This is a genomic window from Inquilinus sp. Marseille-Q2685, assembly GCF_916619195.1.
In the GTDB taxonomy this organism is placed as follows: domain Bacteria; phylum Pseudomonadota; class Alphaproteobacteria; order DSM-16000; family Inquilinaceae; genus Inquilinus.
The window spans coordinates 1,502,265-1,522,916 of sequence record NZ_CAKAKL010000002.1; the positions used below are offsets into that span (position 1 = coordinate 1,502,265).

A 20,652-nucleotide genomic window follows, 5' to 3' on the forward strand; every position below is an offset into this window, starting at 1 on the left:
TTATTCGACCGGTCCAAGTACGCCTTTCGGCGTAGGGCGCGCCGATCGCCCCTATCCGCTCGCCCGCACCACCAGGCTCAGTTCGACCAGCTCGATGCCGCGCTCCGGCCTCTCCCCGCCCAGGCGGGTCAGCAGCATCCGGCCGGCGCGGCGACCGATATCGTCGCTGTCGATCCGCACCGTCGTCAGCCCCGGCTCCAGCGCCTCCGACAGCTCGATGTCGCCGAAGCCGGCGACCGCCAGGTCGCCCGGCACGGCCATGCCGCGGCGCCGCGCCTCGAACATCGCGCCGATCGCCAGCAGGTCGTTGCCGAAGAACGCCGCGTCGAGCGGCTCGCCCTGGTCCAGCAGCGCGGCCATCGCCCGGCGCCCTTCGGCCAGGCCGGCCGGCCCCTCGACCGGCAGCTCCGCCGCCGGGCGCAGCCCGTGCTTGGCCAAGCCCTCCTTGAAGCCCTGCAGCCGCAGCACGCCGCGGCCGCCGCCGCGCCCGACATAGGCGACGCGGCGGTATCCGCGCTCGCCGAAATGCTCGCCGACCAGCCGCCCGCCGTCGAAGTTGGAGAAGCCGACCAGCATGTCGATCGGGTCCTGCGGATAGGCCCAGGTCTCCATCACCGGCACGCCGAGCGCGCGCAGCGCCTCGCGGTTCTCCTCCAGCTCGATCACGCCGGTGAACATCACCGCGGCGGGTCTGAGGTCGCGCAGCGACCGGATCATCGCCGTCTCGCGCGCATAGGAATAGGCGGTCTCGCCCATCATCAACCGGTAGCCCGCCGGCTCCAGCACCTCGGCGCAGGCCCGCACCGCGCGGGAGAATTGCGGGTTGGCGATGTTCGAGACGAAGGCCGCCACCAGGGTCGAGGGCGCGGCCGCGGCGAGCGCCGCCCCGGGGCGGCCGCCGGAGCGCAGGCGGATCGCGTCCTGGTTCGGCGCGTAGCCGGTCTGCTCGATCGCCGCCTGGATACGGCGGCGCTTCTCCTCCGCCACCTTCTCCGGCTGGCGCAGCGCGCGGGAGACGGTGATCGGCGACACCCCGGCGATCCGTGCGACCTCGTCGATGCGGGGCGGCCGCTTCTCCGAATCCGTCATCTCCCCTCCGTCCCGCCTGCGCCTCACCGGCCGGTGTCCAGCACCTCGGCCACCTGGATTAGACAGTCGCCCGGTTCGCACCGGCTGTGCAACCGGTGCGAGATCACGACGCCGGCCTCGGCGAAGCGCAGCGGCTGCTCCGCCACCTCCAGCCGATCCAGGTCGTGCATCCAGCCAGCCAGGTCCCCGGCCGCGACCTCAGCGCCGACCTCGACCGCCGGCTCGAACCAGCCGGGTGCCGTGGCGTAGATCGCCTGGCTGTGCCGGGCCAGGGACAGGAGGCGCATCGGCCCGGCCGTCGGTGCAGGCCCGAGCAGCGGCGCGTCGATGACGCCGAGCGCCAGCAGCAGCGCGTCGATCGCGGCCGAAGCGCCACGCATCGTCGCCGGCGTCACCGTCCCGCCGCCGCCGAACTCGCCCGACAGGCCGATCGTGCCGGCCCGCGCCGCGGCGCCCATCGAGGTCGGCGCCGCCGGCCCGTTGTCGGCGATGAAGCCCCAGGGCAGGCCCAGCGCCCGCATCAGCGCCACCGCCCGCTCCTGCCGCGCCGGATCGGCATGGCGCTCGATCAGGGCGCAGGGCAGATGCGCCATCGAGGTGCCGCCGGAATGCAGGTCGAACACCACGTCGTGGCGCGGGAACAGCTCGTGCTCGAGGAAATGGGCGATGCGCTGGGTCGGGGGGCCGTCCGGGTCGCCCGGGAAGGCGCGGTTGAGATTGCCGCCGTCGAGCGGCGAGCAGCGCCTGGACGCCCGCACCGCCGGCGCGTTGACGATCGGCAGGATGGTGACGGCGCCCTTCATCCGGGCCGGGTCCAGCCGGCGGACCAGCCGGGCCAGGGCGAACTCGCCCTCGTATTCGTCGCCGTGGTTGCCGGCCATCAGCAGCACGCGCGGGCCGTCGCCGTTCCTGATCCGCGCGACCGGGACCTTGACGTGGAAATAGGGCGACCGGTCGACCGAGAAGGGGATTCCCAGATGGTCCAGGACCTTGCCGTCGGCGTCGAAATCGATGGTGTGGAACAGACCCGTATGCATCTCGGTCCTCGGGGGCGCAGGGAATGCCGCCGCCCGGAAAGGACGGCGGCAGAGACTTACATCAAGGGCAGTTGCTGGGCCGCGCCGAACCAGGTGGTCTGCAGCTTGGCCAGCTTGCCGTTGAGGCGGTTGTAGTAGAGGAAGGTGTTGATCCAGTTCAGCAGGTCCGGCTGGCCGTGCGGGATCACGACATGAGCGGGCGACTGGCGGATCAGGAACTTCAGCTCCACCTCCTTGCCCGGGTTCTGCTGCGACACGGTGCGGGCGATGGCGCTGTTCTCGGCGAACATCTCGGCCTGGCCCGACAGATAGGCGGCGACGGCCGAGGGCGCGTCCTCGAAGCGGCTATAGGCGGCGTCCGGCGCGTTCTCGGTCAGCCACAGGTCCAGCGTCGTGCCCTTGGCGACGGCGATGCTGTGCCCGGCCATGGCCGCGGCATCCTCGAACGGCTTGATGCTCTTCGGCCCGTAGACGCCGAGGTCGACCGCGGCATAGGGCTGCGAGAACGCGACCTGCTGCGCCCGCTCCGGCGTGGCCCCGGCGGCGGCGATCAGCACGTCGACCTTATCGGCCAGGAGGCTCGGGATGCGGCTGGCGCCCGTGACCTGCACCAGCTCGAGTTCCACGCCCATGTCGGCGGCCATCAGCTTCGCCAGGTCGATGTCGAGGCCGATGGCCTCGCCCTTCTCGTCCTTGAAGCCCCAGGGCGCCACGTCCATCAGCACCCCGACCCTGAGCTTGCCGGCGTCGAGCACGTCCTGCAGCTTGTCGGCCTGCGCCGCGGCCGGCAGGGCCAGGGCCGCGACCGCCGCGGCGGCGGCCAGCAGGCGGCGGAATCCGGTGATCATGTGAGAACCTCCTTCTGTTTGTTGCTTCGGGTCACTGCGCGGAACCGATGAAGCTGCGCAACTCCGGCGTCTGCGGGTCGCCGAAGATCCGGTCCGGCGGCCCCTCCTCCCAGACCTTGCCCTGATGCATGAAGACGATCTTGGTGGCGACGTTGCGGGCGAAGCCCATCTCGTGCGTCACCAGGATCATGGTCATGCCCTGGCGGGCCATCTGCTCCATCACCCGCAGCACCTCGCCCACCAGCTCGGGGTCGAGGGCGGAGGTGACCTCGTCGAACAGCATCAGCTGCGGCGACATGGCAAGGCAGCGGGCGATGGCGACGCGCTGCTGCTGGCCGCCGGACAGCCGCTCGGGCCAGGCGTCGATCTTGTCGGCCAGCCCGACCCGGCCCAGCACCTCGGCCGCCAGCGCCCGCGCCTCGCCCTTGCGGATCCGGCCGGTCAGGATCGGCGCCAGGGTGACGTTGCGCTCGACCGTCAGATGCGGGAACAGGTTGTAGCTCTGGAACACGATGCCAACGCGCTGGCGCAGCGCCCGCAGCTCCTTCATCCCGGCGCGGACCGGCCTGCCCTCGATCCGCACCTCGCCGCCTTCGATCGACTCCAGCGCGTTGATGCAGCGCAGCAGCGTCGACTTGCCGGAGCCGGAACGGCCGATGATGGTGACGATCTCGCCTTCCTCGACATCCAGCGAGACGCCCTTCAGCACCTCGACCGGGCCGAAGCGCTTGCTCAGGTTCCGGACTTCAACGAGCGCCATTGAGACGGGCCTCCAGCGAGCGCGACCAGGTGGTCAGCGGAAAGCAGATCGCGAAGTAGATCGCGGCGACGACGGTGTAGGTCAGCAGCGGCTGGAAGGTGGCGGCGCTGGCGATCTGCCCGGCCCGCGCCAGCTCGACGAAGCCGACGACCGACGCCAGCGAGGTGTTCTTCACCAGCTGCACCAGGAAGCCGACCGTTGCCGGCAGGGCGATGCGGAAGGCCTGCGGGCCGATCACCCAGCGGAACTGCTGCCACCGGGTCAGGCCGAGGCATTCCGCCGCCTCCCACTGCGCCGGCTTCACCGCCTCGATGCCGCCGCGCCAGATCTCGCCCAGGAACACCGCGGTCCAGATGGTGTAGGCGACGGCCACGGCGGTGAGTGCCGGCACGTCGACGCCGAGGAACACCGGCATACCGAAATAGAAGAACATCAGCAGGCCCAGCAGCGGCACGCCCTGTACCAGCTGCAGCAGCAGCGCCGCGATCCAGCGCGGCAACGCCGCCCGCCCGGCGCGCATCGCCGCGAGGCCGAGCGCCAGCGGCCCGCCGCAGCCCAGCGCGATCAGGGTCAGTGCCACCGTCCATTGCAGGGCGGACAGCAGCGACAGCAGGTCGCCGGCGGAGAAAACGCGCATCCGGCCCCTCCCCTAGCGCCGCACCGGCCAGCGGAAGGCCAGCCGGCCCACCGCCGCGAACAGCGCCTTGAAGGCCGCCACCATCGCCAGATACAGGACGCAGACCACGGCATAGACCTCGAAGCTGCGGAAGCTGCGGCTCTCGACAAATCCCGCGGTGTGGAACAGCTCCTCCGCCGAGACCTGGGAGGCGAGCGAGGAGCCGAGCAGCAGCAGCACGAACTGGCTGGTGATCGACGGGTAGACGTTGCGCAGCGCCGGCGGCAGCACGACGTGGCGAAACACCTGCCAGCGCGTCAGCCCCAGGCAGGACGCCGCCTCCACCTGGCTGCGATGGATCGAGTCGAGGCCGGAGCGCACGATCTCGGTGGCGTAGGCGCCGAAATAGAGGCTCAGCGCCACGGCCGCGGCCTCGAAGGGCGGCAGCTTCAGCCCCAGGCCCGGCAGCACGAAGAAGATCAGGAACAGCTGGATCAGCGCCGGGGTGTTGCGGATCAGCTCGACATAGGCGCGGACCAGCAGCCGCAGCGGCCGGGGGCTGTGGCGCAGCGCCAGCGCCCCGGCGACGCCGATCGCCAGACCCGCCGCTGCGGCGATGCCGGTCAGCAGCAGCGTCATCAGGGCGCCGTCCAGCAGCTGGTCCTCGTAGCGCCAGAGCGGCCGGAAGTTCAATCGGTCCATGACAACGTTGTCTTTTCGGGACAAGAAAGCGCGACGGCGGCGGTCATGGGCCGGATCAGCCGAAGCAGGTGGGATAGGCGGCCCGGACGCGGCCCCGGCCGTCGACGCCCCAGATCACCCGCCAGCGGTCGAGGCAGGTGCAGGGGTGGGAGATGCCGAACTCGACCACGTCGCCGACCGCGACCGGGCTGCCGGCGCCCAGCGCCAGGAAGGCGTGCTGGTCGTTCAGCTTCGCCACCCTCGCCTCGTTCGGCCCGGCGAAGCCGTGTGCCGGCTTGCCGTCGCGGTGCAGGCGCAGCGGCGTCGGCAGGTCCTGGTCGTGGGAGACGTCGCGCATGCCCATGCCGCAGACGGCGAGGCCGGGCTCGGGCCGCGACAGCACCTCGGCCCAGATCCGCAGCGCCGGGCGGAAGCCCTCCGATGCGCTGGCGGGCTCGCCGCCCAGGCGGAAGCCCTGCCGGGCGTCCAGCGCGGCCAGGCCGCGCTTGTAGATGCCGTGGTCGTGGAAGAAGATCGCGCCGCTGCGCAGCACCAGCCGGGCCTTGCCGTCGGCGGCCGCGACGGGACCGAGATGCCGCACGATCAGGTCGAAATAGGTGGATCCGCCGGCGGTCAGGATCAGCGGCGCCTGCGGCCCGACGGCGGCGCGGACCTTGCCGAACGCCTCCGCCGCCAGCGCGGCGAGACCGGCGATCGCCGCCTGTGTGCGCTCCGCATCCGCCGTCGCCGCCGCGCCCTCATAGGCGCCGATTCCGGCCAGGCGCAGCCGGCCCTCGCTGGCCTTGACCGCGGCGATCACCCGCTCCGCCGCCGCCAGGTCGCGGGCGCCGGCGCGGCCGGCCCCGACCTCGACCAGCACCGGCAGCGGCGCCAGCCGCGCCTCGCGCCAGGCGGCGTCGAGCGCCGCGGCGGCCTCCGGGGAATCGACGAAGGCGTAGATCTCGGCCCGGGGATAGGCCTCGTGCAGCCGGGCCAGGCGGCGCGCGCCGCCCAGGCCGCCGACCTGGTTGGCCAGCAGCAGCCGGTTCAGCCCGGCGCGCAGCATCACCGCAGCCTGGCGGATGTCCGCCACCGTGGTGCCCCAGGCCCCGGCCGCGACCAGCGAGGCTGCCAGCGCCGGCGCCATCGGCGTCTTGGCATGCGGTGCGATCGCCGCCCCCTGCTCCGCCGCATAGCGCAGCATCAGGGCGCGGTTGGCGGCGAAGGCGTCCTCGTCCAGGGTCAGCACCGGCAGCGACATCGCGCCCTCGGCCGGGTGCCAGCCCTGCGCCGCCACTTCGTCCAGCGGGATCGGCCCGGCGCCCGGCGGCACGCCCCGGATGCCGTCATGCAGCATGTCGATGATCCCGTCGGCCACGATCGCCGCTCCCCTTCCCTGTCCTTGGGCTTCCTTAGACGGCAGCGGCGGGCTATCTGTCAAGACAACGTTGTCATGAATCCATGACCCGCTGGAGAGACCCATGACCCGGCCCTATGACGGCCCGATCGTCGACGCGCACCATCACCTCTGGGACCTGTCGATGGACCGCCATCCCTGGCTGCGCCCGGCGCGGGACATGGTGTTCGGCGACAACGCGCCGCTGCGCCGCGATTACCTGCCGGCGGATTACCGGGCGGATGCGCGGAACCAGCCGGTGGTCGCGACCGTGCATATCGAGGCCGGCTGGGATCCTTCCAATCCGGTAGCGGAGACGGAATGGCTGGAGACGCTGGACAAGGCGGACGGCATCGCCGCGCGATACGTCGCCCACGTCCCGCTCGGCTCCCCGGACGCGGCGGCGCTGCTCGAGCGGCAGGCGGCCTTCCCCCGCGTCGTCGGCATCCGGGACATCCTGAGCTGGCATCCCGACCCGGCGCGCAGCTTCGCCGCCCGGCCGGACCGGATGGACGACCCCGCCTGGCGCCGCGGCCTGGCGCGGCTGGAAGGGCACGGCCTGTCCTTCGACCTGATGATCTATCCCGGCCAGATGGCGGACGCGCTGCGGCTGGTGCGCGACGTCCCGGGCCAGACCTTCATCCTGAACCATTGCGGCAGCCCGGCCGACCGCGACCCGGAGGGCATGGCCCGCTGGCGCGCCGGCCTGGCGGCGCTGGGGCGCGAGCCGAACGTCCACCTCAAGATCTCCGACCTCGTGGCCTATGACCGGGACTGGACGCCGGACAGCCTGCGCGACGTGGTGCTGGCCTGCCTCGACGCCTTCGGCCCCGACCGGTCGCTGTTCGCCAGCGATTTCCCGGTGGCCGGGCTGCACGCCTCCTTCGACGAGGTCTGGGACGGCTTCAAGGCCTTCACCGCCGACCTGACCCCGGAAGAGCAGCGGGCGCTGTTCCACGACAACGCCCGCCGGCTGTACCGCATCGGCTAGCGCCGCGCCTCTCGGCCCGACAGCAGCAGCAGGCCCAGGATCAGCCCGCCGAACAGGATGCTGCGCCAGCCGGGCGAGGCGTTCACCACGGTGATCAGCGCGGTGATGGTGACCAGCAGGATCGCCCCCGGGATGGTGCCGGCATAGGTGCCGCGCCCGCCCAGGATCGAGGTGCCGCCCAGCACCACCGCGGCGATCGAGGTCAGGAGATACGGGTCGCCGATGCCGACATAGCCCTGCCGGTTCATGCCCAGCACGAGCACCCCGGCGATGCCCGCCGCGAGGCCGCTGAGCGTGTACAGCAGCACCGTGGTCCGCCCGATATCGACGCCGGACAGGCGCGCCGCCAGCGGGCTGGTGCCGAGGGCGAAGATCCGCGCGCCCACGGCCGTCCGGTGCAGCAGCACCAGCACCCCGGCCGAGACCAGGAGCCACAGCAGGATGCCGACCGGCACCCCGGCCGGTCGGGCGGAGCCGAGCCATTCCACCACCGGGTTGCGCACGGTGATCGCGCTGCCGCCGGCGACGATCACCAGGAGCCCTTGCAGCAGCGTCGCCATCGCCAGCGTCATGATCAGCGGATGCACCCTGAGCGCGGCGATGCCGAGCCCGTTGAGGAAGCCGATCCCGGCCGCCACCAGCAGCGTCGCCGCCACCCCGACGAGGCCGGTCGGGTCCCAGGCCACGGACAGCAGCGGCAGCAGGATCGCCGTCACCGTGATCACCGCGCCGACCGCGAGGTCGATGCCGCCGCCGATCACCACCAGCGTCTGCCCTGCGGCGACCAGGCCGATCACGGCCGCGAGCTCCAGCAGATAGCGCAGATGACCATAGGCGCCGAAGCCGCGGGTCAGCAGGCTGGCGGCGACCCAGACCGCGGCCACCACCAGCCAGGCCAGCACCGCCTTGTGCCGCAGGATCGCGGGCAGCCTGGTCGCGATCGCCGTCATGCCCGCCTCCAGCGGATCTGCGGCAGCGCCACGGCGCCGACGATGATCAGCCCCTGGGCGATGTATTGCGCCACGGGCGGAAATCCCAGGAAGAACATGACGTTGATCATGACGCTGAGCAGCAGGCTGCCGGCCAGGGCGCCGCGCATGGTGCCGGCCCCGCCGAGGAAGCCGACCCCGCCCAGCACCGAAGCGGCGATGGAATTGAGGGTGAAGGGCGTGCCGATCACCGGGTCGCCCGATCCCGTCTGCGCCGCCACGAACAGCCCGGCCAGCGCCGCCAGCATGAAGCTGACGGCATAGGCCACGACCTTGGCGAGGTCGACCGGCACGCCGGAGCGGTAGGCGCCAACCGGGTTGTCGCCGGCGGCGTAGAGGCCGAGGCCGATCGGCGTCGCCAGGTACAGCTTCCAGGCGACCGCCAGCAGCACCAGCAGCAGCGCCGCCACCGGCTGGTGGCCGGCCAGCAGCTCCGACAGCCAGTCCGGCACGTCGCCGCCCGGCCGCGGCAGCACCAGCAGGGCCGCGCCGCCGAGGATGAAGGACCCGGCCAAAGTGACGATGATCGCCGGCAGCCGGAAGAAAGCCACGATCGCCCCCGCCCCGGCCCCGACCGCGAGGCCGATCGCGGCCACCGCCAGCACCCCGCCGGGCACGCCGAGCAGCCCGTCGAAGCTGGTGGCGGCGACCACGGCGCCGAGGCTGACCATGGCGCCGACGGCGAGGTTGATGCCGCCGGTCAGCATGATCATCGCCTGGGCCATCGCCACCAGCGCCAGCGGGAACCAGTTCTGGGTGAACCTGGCCACGCCCTCGACGCTGACCAGCCCCGGGAACAGGGCGACGTAGAGCGCCAGGAACAGCGCCACGATCAGGTACAGCCCGCGCAGCCCCTGGTGCCGGCGGCCCTGGATCGCCCGGTACAGCGCCGCGCTCATGCCGCCAGCCCCGGCGCCGCGACGCCCATGGCGGCGCCGACGATCGCCTCCTCGCTGATGCCCGGCCGCTCCAGCGTCGCCACGGTGCGGCCGGCGAACATCACCGCCACCCGGTCGCAGAGATGCACCAGCTCCGGCGTGTCGGAGCTGAGCAGCACCACCGCCTTCCCCTGCGCCGCCAGCGCCCGTAGCATGACGTAGATCTCCCGCTTGGTCTCGACATCGACGCCGCGCGTGGGATCGTTCAGCAGCAGGATGCGCGGCGCCAGCGGCAGCCACTTGGCCAGCGCCACCTTCTGCTGGTTGCCGCCCGACAGCGCCTGCACCGGCCGTGCCGTGTCGCCCTTGATGGTCAGCCGTTTCGCCAGATCGGCTACCGTCGCCGCCTCCGCCGACCGGTCGCGGAGGCCGCGGGCCGGCCGCGCCAGGGTCGGCAGCAGCAGGTTGAAGGCGATGCTGTGCGGCAGCAGCAGCCCTTCCTTCTTGCGGTCGGCCGGGATGTAGGCCAAGCCCGCCGCCGTCGCCTCGGTCACCTTGGCGACGGGCCTATTGGCGCCGGCGATGCGCGCGGCATCGGCCGCCGCCGGCAGGGCGCCGACGAGGCCCAGCAGCAGGTCCTCCTGCCCCTGCCCGACCAGCCCGCCGATGCCGACCACCTCGCCGTAGCGGACCGTCAGGTCGACCTCCCGCGCCGACCCCGCCCGGAAGCCCTTGATCTCGATCGCCGTCTCCGCCCGGGCGCTGGGCTGCCACGCCGGGAACAGGTCGCCGGGATCGCGCCCGACCATCAGCCGCACCAGCCCTTCCGGGTCGACGCCGGCCAGCGGCCGGTCGGCGGTGCGGCTGCCGTCCTTCAGCACCGTGGCGTAATCGCAGAGGTCCAGCACCTCGTTCAGCCGGTGCGAGATGTAGAGGATGGCGACGCCCTCGTCGCGCAGCCGCCGCACCAGCCGGGCCAGGGTCTGCGCCTCGTGAGCGGACAGCGAGGAGGTCGGCTCGTCCAGGATCAGGACGCGCGGCTTGCGGTACAGCGCCTTGGCGATCTCGACCATCTGCCGGCGGCCGAGCGACAGGGCATCGACCGGCAGGTCCAGCGGCTCGTCCAGCCCGACCAGCTCGCAGGCCGCCCGGGCCCGCGCCGCCAGGGCGCCGTAGTCGATCAGCCCCAGCCGCCGGGGATAGGCGCCAAGGCCGATGTTCTCGGCGATCGACAGGTGCGGCGCCAGGCTCAGCTCCTGCTGCACCACGGCGATGCCGGCGCGCTGGGCCTCGCGCGGGGTCAGGTGGCCGGCGCTGCGTCCGTCCACCGTCAGCGACCCGCCATCCGGCCGCAGCGCCCCGGACAGGATGTTGATCAGGGTCGACTTGCCGGCCCCGTTCTCGCCCAGCAGGGCATGCACCCGGCCGGGATGCAGCGCGATCGAGACATCGCGCAGCACCGGATTGCCGAAGAAGGCCTTGGACACGCCCTCCGCGGCCAGGACAGGCGCGGCCTGAACGGGCGGCGCCGTCCCGGCGCCGCCCCCGCCCACGATGCTCACTTCGCCGCCAGCAGTTGGTCGAACAGCGCCGTGTCGTATTCCGAGAAGATGTAACCGTCGGCCGGGAACTTGTCGGCCCGCGCCAGATAGCCGTCGATGCTGCTGTCGTCGATCACCGGCAGCGGCACCTTGACGAAAGCGGGCACGTCCTTGCCCTGCAGCGCCTGCACCGCGGTGTAGACGGCCAGCGCGCCCAGCCAGTTCGGCTGCATCGTCGCCCAGCCCTTCATCTCGTGCTGCTTCCACAGCTCCAGGAACTGGCGGTAGTTCTCGCCGGTGGTCGGCACGAAGTCGCGGCCCTGCCGGTCCATCGCCAGGATCGCGCCGGCCGACAGCGCCCCGCCCAGCGACAGGATGCCGTCGATCTCCGGGTTGGCGAACAGCAGGCTGGTCACCGCCTCCTGCGCCGGGGCGACGTTGTAGTCGGTGTTGGTCTCGGCCAGCACCTCGACCCCCGGATTGGCCTGCAGCACCGGCGTCGCGCCCTTGCGCCGGTCGTCGCTGACCGAGATACCGGCCGGGCCGTTCAGCACGATGATCTTGCCCTTGCCGCCGATCTGCTTGACCAGCCACTCGGCGGCCTGTTTTCCCCAGTCGAGCGAATCGGTGTTGATCTTGGCCGTCACCTTGTCGGTCTGCACCAGGCTGTCGAAGTTGATCACCGCGATGCCCTTGGCGCAGGCATCGGCGACCACGCGGTCCAGCGCGGTGGCCGACCCGGCGATCAGGATGATCGCGTCGACATCGGCGTCGATCATCGACTGGACCTGCTGGATCTGGGTGTTGGCGTTGCCCTGGGCGTCGGTGATGACCAGCTTGTCGACCAGCCCCTTGCCCTTCAGCTCCTCCACCATCGTGCTGATGGTGCCTTCGGTCTGCTTCATCCAGGTGGGCACGGAATAGATGTTGGCCCAGCCGACGGTGAAGGGCGGCTTACGGTCGCCCTTGATGCAGTTGGCGGCAGCGTCGGCCGTGCCGGTGGCGGCGACCAGGGCCGCGACCGCGAGGGCCGCCCCGCAGACGGCGCGGCGCGCCAGATCTTTCGTCATCATTTTCTCCCTGCCTGACCCGGACCATCGCGGCCGGTGCGTTGTCGATTCGCCCGGCGAAGCCCAAGGGCAAAGCCGGGAGGGTGCGACGCCGCCTGCCCGGCCGCAATCTTCCGCTGCGGGCCGGCGGCAGGACGACATCATCCCCGCGCAAGGAGAGACGGGACGGCAGGATTCTGTCAAGACAACGTTGTCATCGAGGCGATCGGGGACGGGGAGACGACATGCGCCGGCGTGTCCTCAGCGCCCTCTGGGCATCAGCAGCTTCGCCGCGATCGCCTGCACCTCGCGGTCCTGGAACGGCTTCGCCAGCATCGGCCGGGCGACGAATCTGTCTTCGATGCGATCGCGGGGGCAGGACGACACGAAGGCGAACGGAACGTTCCGCTCGGCCAGGATCTCCGCCGCCGGGAAGACCTCGTCGCCGCCGGACAGCTCGACATCGAGCAGGGCGGCATCCACGCCGTCATGTCCGGCCAGCTCCACCGCCCGCTCCAGGCTCGCAGCCGGGCCCAGGACGCGGATGCCGGCCTCGGCGAGGGCCTCCTCCACCAGCAGGGCGGTCAGGAACTCGTCCTCGACGACGAGGACGCAAGGGTCTCGATCGGGCTCCATAGGCAGCTCCTCCGGTGTTGCATTTTTGTGGCAACGGCCGGTACCGCCCGGGAGTGCATGTAGTTTTGTTTCTTATTTCCGGTGAATGCCGCGCGGACGCTCTCCTCTTTCCTGCGAAGAGGCTCTTGCCCCCTTCGCCGAAGGCGCGCATCACCAACCTGCCACAGTCGGGAGCCCGACCATGCCCGCCAACGAACGCGACGACGAGCTGCGCTACGCGATGAACCAGCTGGAGGCCTGGCTGGCGCGCTGGCGCGCCGGCCGGGCCCCGAACGGGCTCCAGCTGGCCGCGATCAAGCGGGCCGTCGGCGAACTGCATGTCGACGAGGGCGAGGTCCATGACGACGCCGAGCCCTCGGCGCATCAGGAGATCGCCGACCTGCTGGCCGCGGCGGATCCGGAGCATTCGCCGCTGGTCGAGACGGGCGGCGATGCCTCCGCCATCGGCTACACGCTGCCGGAGTTCGAGCGCGATCTGGAGCTGCTGCGGCCGAAATACGAGTATCTGAGCTGGCTCGGCGGCCGCCCGATCGGCCACGCCTAGCGCCGCTCGGCTTGCCGGGGCGCCCGGCCGCCGCCATCTTCCTGGAGCGACCGAAGGGGAGAGAGGCGATGCCCGGTGCCGACCGAGACGGCGAGCTGCGCTATGCGCTGGGCCAGCTGGAGCAGTGGCTGCGGCGCTGGCAGGCCGGCCACAGGATGACCTCGCGCGAGCGGTGGAACGTCCATTTCGCGGTCCGGCAGCTCCTGGCCGACGAGGGCGCACAGCAGGACCCGACCGTCGTGACCAAGGCGGACACCATGATCGACCCGATCCGGCGGATCGACCCGGACCTGCCCGGCCAGCCCGACGCCAGCGCCGCGCCGGAGATCGACTACCCGCTGGAGCAGTTCGAGCGCGACCTGATCGGGCTGCGGAAGAAGTTCGCCTATCTCGGCGGCACTTTCGTCGGAAACGGCTGACGGGCCGATGCCTGTCCGTCCCCCGCGGCGCCGCCGGTCCCGCGGAACATCGGGGCGGATGCCTCCATTGGAGACTCTAGGCAACCAGGAGGATGTCCCATGACGCCGATGTCTCAGATCAAGGACCATATGGACGTGGTCGGCTCCGACGGCATGCATGTCGGGACAGTCGACCATATGGAAGGCCAGGACCGCATCAAGCTCGCCCGGTCGGACCGGGATGCCGGGTCGCAGCATCATTACATCCCGATGGGTTGGGTCGACCATGTCGACGACCGGGTCCATCTCACCATGACGGCCAAGGACGCCAAGGCGCAGTGGCACTAAGCCGTTCCGGCATGTCGAAGGCCGCCCGACGCGGCGGCCTTCACGCCTCGACGGCCTGGTAACAGAGGTCGGTCGAGCATGACCGTCGCTACAGCGCATCGATCCACGCGGCGAGCGCGGCGTTCACGTCATCCTTCCGGTCCTGCATGATCCAGTGCCCGGCGCCGGTCCACAGGTCGACCTTCGATTTCGGGTGCGAGAGCCACGAGCGCATCGGGCCGACCTGAGCCGGATTGCGGCTGAGGTGGTAGACCGGCACGGTCAAGCCTTTCAGGAAGTCCTCGCTCCGCTTGCCGATGCCGACCTGGCCGGGGCCCAGGAACAGGGGACCGAAGGATTCGCGCACGACGTGCAGCGGCACGCCTTGCATGCGCCTCGCGTGCCAGCGCCTGTAGGCCGGATCGGTCGCGGCGTCGTAGAACAGCTCGAACAGCGCCGGCCCCACCGCGCCCGGGTCCCCGGCGTTCAGATCGTCGGCGGTTTTCCGGAAGACCGGGGCCAGGTCGGATGACAGGCCGAGGGCGCCGTCGACCGACACGACGGCGCTGACCAGGTCGGGCCGCCTGGCGGCCAGGCGGGCGGCGATTTGCCCGCCCATCGAATGCCCCACCAGGACGAAAGGCTGGCCGCCATAGGTGGTCGCGATCAGGGACTCGATGTCTGCCACGTAATCGGCGGGCGTGTAGCCCCCTGGCGGCATGACCTCGGACCGGCCATGGCCCCGCAGATCCACCGCGACGACCCGGTACCGGCTTTCGAGAACCGGCAGCTGCCAGCTCCAGTCGTGGGAATCGCACGTCCAGCCGTGCAGCAGTATGACGGTCCTGCCGGCGCCGGTGTCCGTGGAGAACAGCCTCGCCGGACGTGCCGTCGCCGCCAGCCCCGTTGCGAGGCCTGCAGTCGCCGCGGCCGCCGCCGCCCCCGTGAGCGCCAGCACGCCGCGCCGAGACAGATCGAATTGCGCCATCTCTTCCATCCATGGTGCACGAGACCGCTTCCCGCTCCCGGATCGGAATCGGGCGAAGCGGTGCCCGGCGCCGATCGGCCGGGTTGCCCCATGGGGTATACGATTGATATTTAGGGTCAATCACGCACCTTCAGGTGCCCAGGTATATGCGAGGATATCCCGATGGCGGAACCCGTCGACGCCGTGTATTTCGCGGACTGCGCCGCGCGCTCCTTCTTCGATCAGGTCGCCAACAAATGGTCGGTGATGATCCTGACCATCCTCATCGAAAAGCCGACGCGCTTTAACGAGTTCATCCGGCGCCTGGAAGGCGTGACGCACAAGGCGCTGACGCAGGCCTTGCGGCGCCTGGAGCGCAACGGGCTGATCGCCCGCGAGGTCCTGGCCACGTCCCCGGTCGCCGTCCGGTACTCCATCACGGACCTCGGACGCACGCTGCAGGGCCCGTTCGGCGCGGTCTATGACTGGGCCATCAACCACCTGCACGAAATCGAACAGGCCCAGGAAGCCTATGATGCGCGGACCGGTCGCGAAACTCGGTGACAGCGCAGGATCCGGCTCTGGCGAGCGGAGCGGATCCACGGGCCGGCCGGATATCCGCCGCTCGGCCTGAGAGCGCAACCGCGCCGGTCCCGTCAAATCAGTAAACACAATGTTCATTGCGCGGGGCCGCGCGATTCGTTCATGATATGTTCCATGAAGGAGATCCCTGCCGATTTCGATGTCCAGGCCTATGGCCGCGGCTGCGCCCTGCAGCAGTGCGAGATGCTCTCGCGCCTGGCCGAGATCGGCATGCAGCTGGCCGAAGCCGCCGGCGCCCGCGCCCTCGCCGCCCAGGCGGCAGAGCCCCAGGCCGAGGCTGCGGAGAGTCGGCCCGAGGCCGCCCCGGCCGGAGACCCCGGGCTCGCCTTCACCCGCTATGCCCATCTGGTGCGCCAGACCCTGGCCCAGCGCGCCCGCGCCGTGCGGGCCCTCGATGTCCGCGACGGCGGCCGCGACGCCCGCCGCGCCCGCCACCGCGAGCAGGTCGAGACCCTGATCGGCCGTCTGGTCTGGAGCGATGCCGAGGACCGCGGCCGCGCCGCTGCCCTCGACCTGCAGGTCTCCCAGGCCTTCGCCGACCTCTATGGCGACGCCGAGGACCCGGTCGAGGACCGCCCGGTCGGCTCGGTCGTGGCCGGGCTGGTCTGCGGCCTCGGCCTGGCCGACAAGTGGAGCCGCTGGGCGCCGCATCGCGTCAGCCGGCCGCGCCCGGGCCGGCCGGACGGCAGCCCGGAGGAGATCCGGGCCGAGCGCGCCCGCCGCCGCGCCGCGGTCACCGCCTGGATCGAGCAGGCCGTCGACGACCTCGCCGACCCCGCCCTGGCCGCCGACATCCGGGCCGGGCTGGCGGTCCGGATGCAGGAGCCCGATGTCGAGACGCTGCTCGACAGCGAAAGCTTCGGCACCGCCGTGGTCCGGCTCTGCCGCTCCCTCGGCTTCGACATCGAGAACGACCTCGACATCCCGCTCGACGACGCGGACGACGCCGCCGGGGCCCCGCCCGACAGCAGCTGAGCGCTGCCGCGAGCCGGATGAATCCGGGTCGGATCACCCGGGCCCGACGCGAACAATCGCAGGGCCTTATTCGGCGGCCCGCCCGATCATACCGGAAGGGCTCGGGCCATTCCGGGAAAGTCCCGCTTGCGGGAGAGGCAATGCAAAGTCACCCGCCCGATCCCCTCGCCACGGCCCGGCGGCTACACGGATGCCAGCAGGCCGCCATCGACATAGACGATCTGGCCGTTGACGAAGTCGGAGGCGGCGGAGGCCAGGAACACGGCGGCCCCGCCCAGCTCGTCCGGCCGGCCCCAGCGGGCCGCGGGGGTGCGGCGCTTGACGAAGGCGTCGAACTCCGGGTCGTCGATCAGCGCCCGGTTCAGCTCGGTGGCGAAATAGCCGGGGCCGATGCCGTTGACCTGGATGTTGTGCCGGGCGAACTCGACCGCGAGGTTGCGGGTCAGCATCCTCAGCGCGCCCTTGGCCGAGGCATAGGGGGCGATGGTCGGCCGGCCCAGCTCGCTCATCAGCGAGCAGATGTTGATGATCTTGCCGGCCTGGCGCTCGACCATTCCGGGCAGCACCGCCTTGGCGGCGACGACGCTGCCGATCAGGTGCACGTCGAGGATCATCCGCCAGTCCTCGATCGCGAAGTCCAGGAACGGCTTGCGCAGTTGGACGCCGGCGTTGTTGACCAGGATGTCGACCGCCCCGACCGTCTGCACCGCCTGCCCGATCGCGGCGGACGCGGCCTCGGCATCGGTCAGGTCGAAGCGGGCGGGATGGGCATCGATGCCCTCGTCGCGCAGCTTGGCCACCGCCTGGGCCAGGGGCCCGTCGTCGCGGCCGTTCAGGATCACCGTCGCACCGTGGCGGCCGAGCGCGGCGGCGACCGAGAAGCCGAGGCCGCGCGAGGAGCCGGTGACCAGGGCACGCTTTCCGGTCAGGTCGAACAAGGTGCTCATCGCGACGTCTCCTGATCGTGGAGGGTGCGGTCGAGGGCGTCGACCAGCATCTCGGCATGCTCGCGGCCGAAGACCAGCGGCGGGCGCAGCTTCAGCACGTTGCCGTGCCGGCCGCAGCTGCTGACCAGCACCCGCCGCCGGCGCAGGCCGTTGACCACGCGCGCCGCCAGCGCGCCGTCCGGCTCGCGCGTCGTCCGGTCGCGCACCAGCTCGACGCCGAGGAACAGCCCCGCGCCGCGGATGTCGCCGATGGCGGCATGCTGGTTCGCCAGCGTCCGCAGGGCCTCGGCCAGGAAGGCCCCGGTGTCGCGGGCGTTGGCGACCAGCCCCTCGCCCTCGATCACGTCCAGCACCGCCATGCCCACGGCGGCCGAGACCGGGTTGCCGCCGAAGGTGTTGAAGTAGCGGGTGCGGCGGCCGAATTCGGCCAGCACCTCCGGCCGGGCGGCCATGCCGGCGATCGGATGGCCGTCGCCCATCGGCTTGCCCATGGTGACCATGTCCGGGACGACGCCGTGGCGGACGAAACCCCACATGCCGTCGCCGGTGCGGCCGAAGCCGGGCTGCACCTCGTCGGCGATCACCAGACCGCCCGCCGCCCGCATCGCCGCCGCGGCCGGGGCCAGGAAGCCCGGCGGGTCGGCGAAGACGCCGTCGCTGGAGAAGATCGTGTCGACCAGCAGCGCCGCCGGCACGATGCCGTGGCGGCGCATGTCCTCGATCGCCGCGGCCACCCGCGCGGCGAAGGCTTGGCCCACATCCCCTTCGCCGCGATACGCGTCGGGCGGCGCCACCAGCCGGACATGGTCGCCGATCCGCACCGCGCTGCCGAGCGAAGGCGACATCTCCGCCAGCGCCACGGTGACGCCGTGATAGGCCCAGTCGGTGACGATCACGCCGGTGCCGCCGGTGACGGTGCGTGCCACCCGAAGGGCCAGGTCGTTGGCCTCGCTGCCGGTGCAGGTGAACATCACATGGCCGATCTCCGGCGGGAAGGTCGCCAGCAACCGCTCGGCATAGTCGAGCACGCCTTCGCCGAGGTAGCGGGTGTGGGTGTTCAGCACCGCCGCCTGCCGCGCCAGGGCGGCGACGACATGCGGGTGGCAGTGCCCGACCGAGGCGACGTTGTTGTAGGCGTCGAGGTAGCGGTCGCCCGCGGCGTCGGTCAGCCAGACGCCCTCGCCGCGCACGACATGCAGCGGCTCGTCGTAGAACAGGCGGTAGGCCGGGCCCAGCAGCCGGTCGCGGCGGGCGCGCCAGGCGGCGGGTCGTGGATCAGGCATGGGCGGGCTCCTCCCGGCAGATCCGGTGCAGGCAGTCGGCGGCGGCCTGCCGGTCGAGATCGGCGAGGCGCCGCAGCCGCGCCCAGGCCGTCCGGTTGTTGCGCAGGATGTAGTCCCGGTTTTCCGGATGGCGCCGGGCGCGCCAGGCGCCGATGACCACGATCATCACCAGCCGGGTCGCCATCAGGTCGCAGAGCAGCTCGATCTCCTCCGGCCGCAGCGGCAGCGCGGCATGGTAGCCGGCGATCAGCTCGGCCGCCGGCCCGAGCGGATCGTCACCGTCCGAGAGGTGATAGGCGGCGGCGACGGCGACGTCGCTGGCCAGCACGGTGCGCACCGCGTCGCCGAAATCGATCAGGCCGGCGACCGTGTCGGGATCGGCGGGGTCGACCAGGATATTGCTGGGATTGGCGTCGGCATGGATCACCTGCCGGCGCAGCCCCGGCAGGGCCGGCACCACCGCCCGCTCGAACCGGTCGAGGCCGGCTGCGGCGAGCGCCCGGCGGTCCGCATCCTCGATCTCGCCCAGCAGGTCGCGCAGCCGCGCCGCGCGGGCCATGTCCCAGATCAGCTCGTGCTCGTCCGCCGGATGGCGGAAACCGGCGAGCGCCGCGCCGAGGCGGCCGAGGCGTTCGCCGATCCGCCGGCGCTGGCGCGGCGAGCGCGCGGCCACCGCCGCCAGCGGCATCCCGTCCAGGAAGGACAGCAGCCGGGCGACCAGCGGGGTGCCGGTGCCGATCTCGATCTCCGCCGTCCCGTCGAGCGCCTGCAGGATGCGCGGCGCCGGCAGGCCCGGATCCGCCCGCTCCAGATGCAGCAGCAGCTCGGTCTGGAAGTTCGTGACCTGCCGGTCCTCGGCCGGATCGGCGATCTTGAGCAGCACGCGCCGCCCGGCCGCGGTCTCGATCCGGAAGTTCTGGTCCCGCTCGCTGCTCAGGGCCTCGGCGCGTCCCTCGATTCCCCAGCGGGCGCGGACCAGCCGCTCGGCGTCCTCCGGCGAGAGCATCAGCCGGAGAAGCCGTCGAAGAAGCGCGTCAGCAGCCGGCCGAGGAATTCGACGGCGTAGCCGCCCTCCTGGATGATCGCCGCCGGCTTGCCGAGGGTCCGGATCTTCTCGCCGGTCCGGGCGAAGCCGTCCTCGGTCACCTGCAGCGCCGCCAGCGGCTCGTCCTTCGAGGCGTCGAAGCCGAGGCTGACCACCACCGCGTCGACCCCGGCCCGCTCGATCGCGGCGATCGCCTGGTCGACCGCGGCGAGCCAGCCCTCGTCGCCGGTGCCGAGGACGAGCGGCAGGTTGAGGTTGGCCCCCTCTCCCGCCCCGCCCCCGGTCTCGCCGGCATGGCCGACATACCAGGGGTAATAGCGGTTCGGGTCGCCATGCACCGAGGCGGTGAAGACGTCCGCGCGGTCCCAGAAGATGCCCTGGGTGCCGTTGCCGTGATGGGCGTCGATGTCGAGCACGGCGACGCGCGCGGCGCCGCGGGCGCGCAGCCGCTGCGCCGCCAGCGCCGCGTTGTTCAGGTAGCAGTGGCCGCCGGCCCGCGCCGCATAGGTGTGGTGCCCCGGCGGCCGCGCCAGGGCATAGGCGGCACGGCCGGCGGCCGCCTCGTCGGCCGCGGCGACGGCGCAGGAAGCGGCGGCGATGGAGGCCGTCCAGGTCTGCGGTCCGATCGGGCAGGAGGTGTCGGCGGTGTACCAGCCGAGCCGGCCGACGATGGTGCCGGACGGCCTGGCGCCCTGGGCCAGCATCTCCGGGCTCGGATGGATGTTCGGCACCAGCTCGGGCCCATGATCGGGCAGCGCCGCCCACTCCGCCCAGGCGCCTTCCAGGAAGCCGAGATAATCCGCCGCGTGGACCGACTGCAGCATGGCGCGGTCGACCTGCGGCGGCTCGACGACCTCGAGCCTCATCTCGTGCACCGCGGCCAGCAGCGCCTCGGCCCGGGCCGGCACCTCGAAATTCCGGCGCAGCTGGCCGCGCTGGAGGAAGAATTGCGGCGCGTGGCTGCGCTGGACCTCGTTCCAGAAGACCTTCATGTCACTGTCCATTCGTCGAAAGGCGGCCCGGCCTCGACCGCCGCCGCATCAGTGATGTAT

General features: G+C 71.7%; 23 protein-coding genes. 6 read left to right on the plus strand and 17 right to left on the minus strand.

Annotation, left to right across the window (positions count from 1 at the left end; translation table 11 throughout):
- Positions 1-51: 51 nt before the first annotated feature.
- The 7 genes from LG391_RS16205 to LG391_RS16235 are packed head-to-tail and all read right to left on the minus strand — an operon-like array spanning position 52 to position 6,409.
- Positions 52-1,089: a substrate-binding domain-containing protein gene (locus tag LG391_RS16205; RefSeq protein ID WP_225769030.1), complete on the minus strand. Its 1,038-nt coding sequence runs from the start codon at positions 1,087-1,089 to the stop codon at positions 52-54.
- A gap of 23 nt (positions 1,090-1,112) precedes the next feature.
- Complete coding sequence (locus LG391_RS16210) at positions 1,113-2,126, minus strand: succinylglutamate desuccinylase/aspartoacylase family protein (protein ID WP_225769031.1); 1,014 nt, start codon at positions 2,124-2,126, stop codon at positions 1,113-1,115.
- A 56-nt stretch (positions 2,127-2,182) separates the two neighbouring features.
- Positions 2,183-2,974 (minus strand): transporter substrate-binding domain-containing protein, encoded by a 792-nt coding sequence (locus LG391_RS16215; protein WP_225769032.1) that lies wholly within the window; start codon positions 2,972-2,974, stop codon positions 2,183-2,185.
- Between the two features lie 31 nt (positions 2,975-3,005).
- Positions 3,006-3,734, minus strand: coding sequence for an amino acid ABC transporter ATP-binding protein (locus tag LG391_RS16220; protein ID WP_225769033.1), 729 nt, complete (start codon positions 3,732-3,734; stop codon positions 3,006-3,008).
- Positions 3,721-4,371, minus strand: coding sequence for an amino acid ABC transporter permease (locus LG391_RS16225; RefSeq protein ID WP_225769034.1), 651 nt, complete (start codon positions 4,369-4,371; stop codon positions 3,721-3,723). The genes LG391_RS16220 and LG391_RS16225 overlap by 14 nt, the downstream gene beginning before the upstream one ends.
- Positions 4,372-4,383: 12 nt before the next feature.
- Positions 4,384-5,052: an amino acid ABC transporter permease gene (locus LG391_RS16230; RefSeq protein WP_225769035.1), complete on the minus strand. Its 669-nt coding sequence runs from the start codon at positions 5,050-5,052 to the stop codon at positions 4,384-4,386.
- Between the two features lie 55 nt (positions 5,053-5,107).
- On the minus strand, positions 5,108-6,409 hold the full coding sequence (locus LG391_RS16235; RefSeq protein ID WP_225769036.1) for an amino acid deaminase: 1,302 nt from the start codon (positions 6,407-6,409) through the stop codon (positions 5,108-5,110).
- Positions 6,410-6,512: 103 nt separating this feature from the next.
- On the opposite strand from LG391_RS16235, the gene LG391_RS16240 reads away from it, so the two are divergent.
- Entirely contained in the window at positions 6,513-7,418 is a 906-nt protein-coding gene (locus LG391_RS16240; protein WP_225769037.1) for an amidohydrolase, read from the plus strand.
- Here the strand turns inward: LG391_RS16240 and LG391_RS16245 are convergent.
- From LG391_RS16245 to LG391_RS16265, 5 genes are all read right to left on the minus strand, one after another.
- Positions 7,415-8,368 (minus strand): ABC transporter permease, encoded by a 954-nt coding sequence (locus LG391_RS16245; RefSeq protein ID WP_225769038.1) that lies wholly within the window; start codon positions 8,366-8,368, stop codon positions 7,415-7,417. The genes LG391_RS16240 and LG391_RS16245 overlap by 4 nt on opposite strands.
- Complete coding sequence (locus LG391_RS16250; protein ID WP_225769039.1) at positions 8,365-9,306, minus strand: ABC transporter permease; 942 nt, start codon at positions 9,304-9,306, stop codon at positions 8,365-8,367. The genes LG391_RS16245 and LG391_RS16250 overlap by 4 nt, the downstream gene beginning before the upstream one ends.
- Complete coding sequence (locus LG391_RS16255; RefSeq protein WP_225769040.1) at positions 9,303-10,847, minus strand: sugar ABC transporter ATP-binding protein; 1,545 nt, start codon at positions 10,845-10,847, stop codon at positions 9,303-9,305. The genes LG391_RS16250 and LG391_RS16255 overlap by 4 nt, the downstream gene beginning before the upstream one ends.
- On the minus strand, positions 10,844-11,896 hold the full coding sequence (locus LG391_RS16260; RefSeq protein WP_225769041.1) for an ABC transporter substrate-binding protein: 1,053 nt from the start codon (positions 11,894-11,896) through the stop codon (positions 10,844-10,846). Before LG391_RS16260 ends, LG391_RS16255 begins: the two co-directional genes overlap by 4 nt.
- 240 nt (positions 11,897-12,136) lie before the next feature.
- Complete coding sequence (locus LG391_RS16265; protein WP_225769042.1) at positions 12,137-12,511, minus strand: response regulator; 375 nt, start codon at positions 12,509-12,511, stop codon at positions 12,137-12,139.
- A 181-nt stretch (positions 12,512-12,692) separates the two neighbouring features.
- Here LG391_RS16265 and LG391_RS16270 point away from each other — a divergent pair, with 181 nt between their 5' ends.
- The 3 genes from LG391_RS16270 (at position 12,693) to LG391_RS16280 (ending at position 13,801) form a co-directional block, all read left to right on the plus strand.
- Complete coding sequence (locus tag LG391_RS16270) at positions 12,693-13,055, plus strand: hypothetical protein (RefSeq protein ID WP_225769043.1); 363 nt, start codon at positions 12,693-12,695, stop codon at positions 13,053-13,055.
- 68 nt (positions 13,056-13,123) lie between these two features.
- Positions 13,124-13,474 carry a hypothetical protein gene (locus LG391_RS16275; RefSeq protein ID WP_225769044.1) on the plus strand — a complete coding sequence of 117 codons (351 nt, stop codon included), beginning with the start codon at positions 13,124-13,126 and terminating at the stop codon, positions 13,472-13,474.
- Between the two features lie 99 nt (positions 13,475-13,573).
- Entirely contained in the window at positions 13,574-13,801 is a 228-nt protein-coding gene (locus tag LG391_RS16280) for a DUF2171 domain-containing protein (protein ID WP_225769045.1), read from the plus strand.
- A gap of 88 nt (positions 13,802-13,889) precedes the next feature.
- Here LG391_RS16280 and LG391_RS16285 read toward each other — a convergent pair whose 3' ends face one another.
- Positions 13,890-14,768 carry an alpha/beta fold hydrolase gene (locus tag LG391_RS16285; protein WP_225769046.1) on the minus strand — a complete coding sequence of 293 codons (879 nt, stop codon included), beginning with the start codon at positions 14,766-14,768 and terminating at the stop codon, positions 13,890-13,892.
- Positions 14,769-14,930: 162 nt separating this feature from the next.
- Between LG391_RS16285 and LG391_RS16290 the strand changes: the two genes are divergently transcribed.
- Together LG391_RS16290 and LG391_RS16295 are read left to right on the plus strand one after the other, a co-directional pair.
- The gene (locus LG391_RS16290) at positions 14,931-15,311 is read left to right on the plus strand and encodes a helix-turn-helix domain-containing protein (RefSeq protein ID WP_225769047.1); all 381 of its coding nucleotides are present in this window, start codon (positions 14,931-14,933) and stop codon (positions 15,309-15,311) included.
- Positions 15,312-15,464: 153 nt separating this feature from the next.
- Positions 15,465-16,325 carry a hypothetical protein gene (locus tag LG391_RS16295; RefSeq protein ID WP_225769048.1) on the plus strand — a complete coding sequence of 287 codons (861 nt, stop codon included), beginning with the start codon at positions 15,465-15,467 and terminating at the stop codon, positions 16,323-16,325.
- Positions 16,326-16,507: 182 nt separating this feature from the next.
- On the opposite strand, the gene LG391_RS16300 is transcribed toward LG391_RS16295, so the two are convergent.
- Genes LG391_RS16300 through LG391_RS16315 form a run of 4 tightly spaced genes read right to left on the minus strand, consistent with a single transcriptional unit; the run spans position 16,508 to position 20,592 of the window.
- Positions 16,508-17,272, minus strand: a complete 765-nt coding sequence (locus LG391_RS16300; RefSeq protein WP_225769049.1) for an SDR family oxidoreductase — start codon at positions 17,270-17,272, stop codon at positions 16,508-16,510.
- Complete coding sequence (locus LG391_RS16305) at positions 17,269-18,555, minus strand: aspartate aminotransferase family protein (RefSeq protein WP_225769050.1); 1,287 nt, start codon at positions 18,553-18,555, stop codon at positions 17,269-17,271. The genes LG391_RS16300 and LG391_RS16305 overlap by 4 nt, the downstream gene beginning before the upstream one ends.
- Positions 18,548-19,561 carry a phosphotransferase gene (locus LG391_RS16310; protein ID WP_225769051.1) on the minus strand — a complete coding sequence of 338 codons (1,014 nt, stop codon included), beginning with the start codon at positions 19,559-19,561 and terminating at the stop codon, positions 18,548-18,550. The genes LG391_RS16305 and LG391_RS16310 overlap by 8 nt, the downstream gene beginning before the upstream one ends.
- A complete protein-coding gene (locus LG391_RS16315; protein ID WP_225769052.1) occupies positions 19,561-20,592 on the minus strand; it encodes a histone deacetylase family protein in 1,032 nt (343 codons plus the stop codon). Before LG391_RS16315 ends, LG391_RS16310 begins: the two co-directional genes overlap by 1 nt.
- Positions 20,593-20,652: the final 60 nt, after the last annotated feature.

What these genes read in the sequence shown, in the direction of transcription:
- LG391_RS16270 (WP_225769043.1), top strand. Translation starts at nt 12,693, where the DNA reads ATGCCCGCCAACGAACGCGACGACGAGCTGCGCTACGCGATGAACCAG.
- LG391_RS16220 (WP_225769033.1), bottom strand. Translation starts at nt 3,734, where the DNA reads ATGGCGCTCGTTGAAGTCCGGAACCTGAGCAAGCGCTTCGGCCCGGTC.
- LG391_RS16265 (WP_225769042.1), bottom strand. Translation starts at nt 12,511, where the DNA reads ATGGAGCCCGATCGAGACCCTTGCGTCCTCGTCGTCGAGGACGAGTTC.
- LG391_RS16260 (WP_225769041.1), bottom strand. Translation starts at nt 11,896, where the DNA reads ATGACGAAAGATCTGGCGCGCCGCGCCGTCTGCGGGGCGGCCCTCGCG.
- LG391_RS16300 (WP_225769049.1), bottom strand. Translation starts at nt 17,272, where the DNA reads ATGAGCACCTTGTTCGACCTGACCGGAAAGCGTGCCCTGGTCACCGGC.
- LG391_RS16275 (WP_225769044.1), top strand. Translation starts at nt 13,124, where the DNA reads ATGCCCGGTGCCGACCGAGACGGCGAGCTGCGCTATGCGCTGGGCCAG.
- LG391_RS16205 (WP_225769030.1), bottom strand. Translation starts at nt 1,089, where the DNA reads ATGACGGATTCGGAGAAGCGGCCGCCCCGCATCGACGAGGTCGCACGG.
- LG391_RS16210 (WP_225769031.1), bottom strand. Translation starts at nt 2,126, where the DNA reads ATGCATACGGGTCTGTTCCACACCATCGATTTCGACGCCGACGGCAAG.
- LG391_RS16225 (WP_225769034.1), bottom strand. Translation starts at nt 4,371, where the DNA reads ATGCGCGTTTTCTCCGCCGGCGACCTGCTGTCGCTGCTGTCCGCCCTG.
- LG391_RS16305 (WP_225769050.1), bottom strand. Translation starts at nt 18,555, where the DNA reads ATGCCTGATCCACGACCCGCCGCCTGGCGCGCCCGCCGCGACCGGCTG.
- LG391_RS16310 (WP_225769051.1), bottom strand. Translation starts at nt 19,561, where the DNA reads ATGCTCTCGCCGGAGGACGCCGAGCGGCTGGTCCGCGCCCGCTGGGGA.
- LG391_RS16315 (WP_225769052.1), bottom strand. Translation starts at nt 20,592, where the DNA reads ATGAAGGTCTTCTGGAACGAGGTCCAGCGCAGCCACGCGCCGCAATTC.
- LG391_RS16230 (WP_225769035.1), bottom strand. Translation starts at nt 5,052, where the DNA reads ATGGACCGATTGAACTTCCGGCCGCTCTGGCGCTACGAGGACCAGCTG.
- LG391_RS16295 (WP_225769048.1), top strand. Translation starts at nt 15,465, where the DNA reads ATGAAGGAGATCCCTGCCGATTTCGATGTCCAGGCCTATGGCCGCGGC.
- LG391_RS16290 (WP_225769047.1), top strand. Translation starts at nt 14,931, where the DNA reads ATGGCGGAACCCGTCGACGCCGTGTATTTCGCGGACTGCGCCGCGCGC.
- LG391_RS16245 (WP_225769038.1), bottom strand. Translation starts at nt 8,368, where the DNA reads ATGACGGCGATCGCGACCAGGCTGCCCGCGATCCTGCGGCACAAGGCG.
- LG391_RS16285 (WP_225769046.1), bottom strand. Translation starts at nt 14,768, where the DNA reads ATGGCGCAATTCGATCTGTCTCGGCGCGGCGTGCTGGCGCTCACGGGG.
- LG391_RS16250 (WP_225769039.1), bottom strand. Translation starts at nt 9,306, where the DNA reads ATGAGCGCGGCGCTGTACCGGGCGATCCAGGGCCGCCGGCACCAGGGG.
- LG391_RS16280 (WP_225769045.1), top strand. Translation starts at nt 13,574, where the DNA reads ATGACGCCGATGTCTCAGATCAAGGACCATATGGACGTGGTCGGCTCC.
- LG391_RS16240 (WP_225769037.1), top strand. Translation starts at nt 6,513, where the DNA reads ATGACCCGGCCCTATGACGGCCCGATCGTCGACGCGCACCATCACCTC.
- LG391_RS16215 (WP_225769032.1), bottom strand. Translation starts at nt 2,974, where the DNA reads ATGATCACCGGATTCCGCCGCCTGCTGGCCGCCGCCGCGGCGGTCGCG.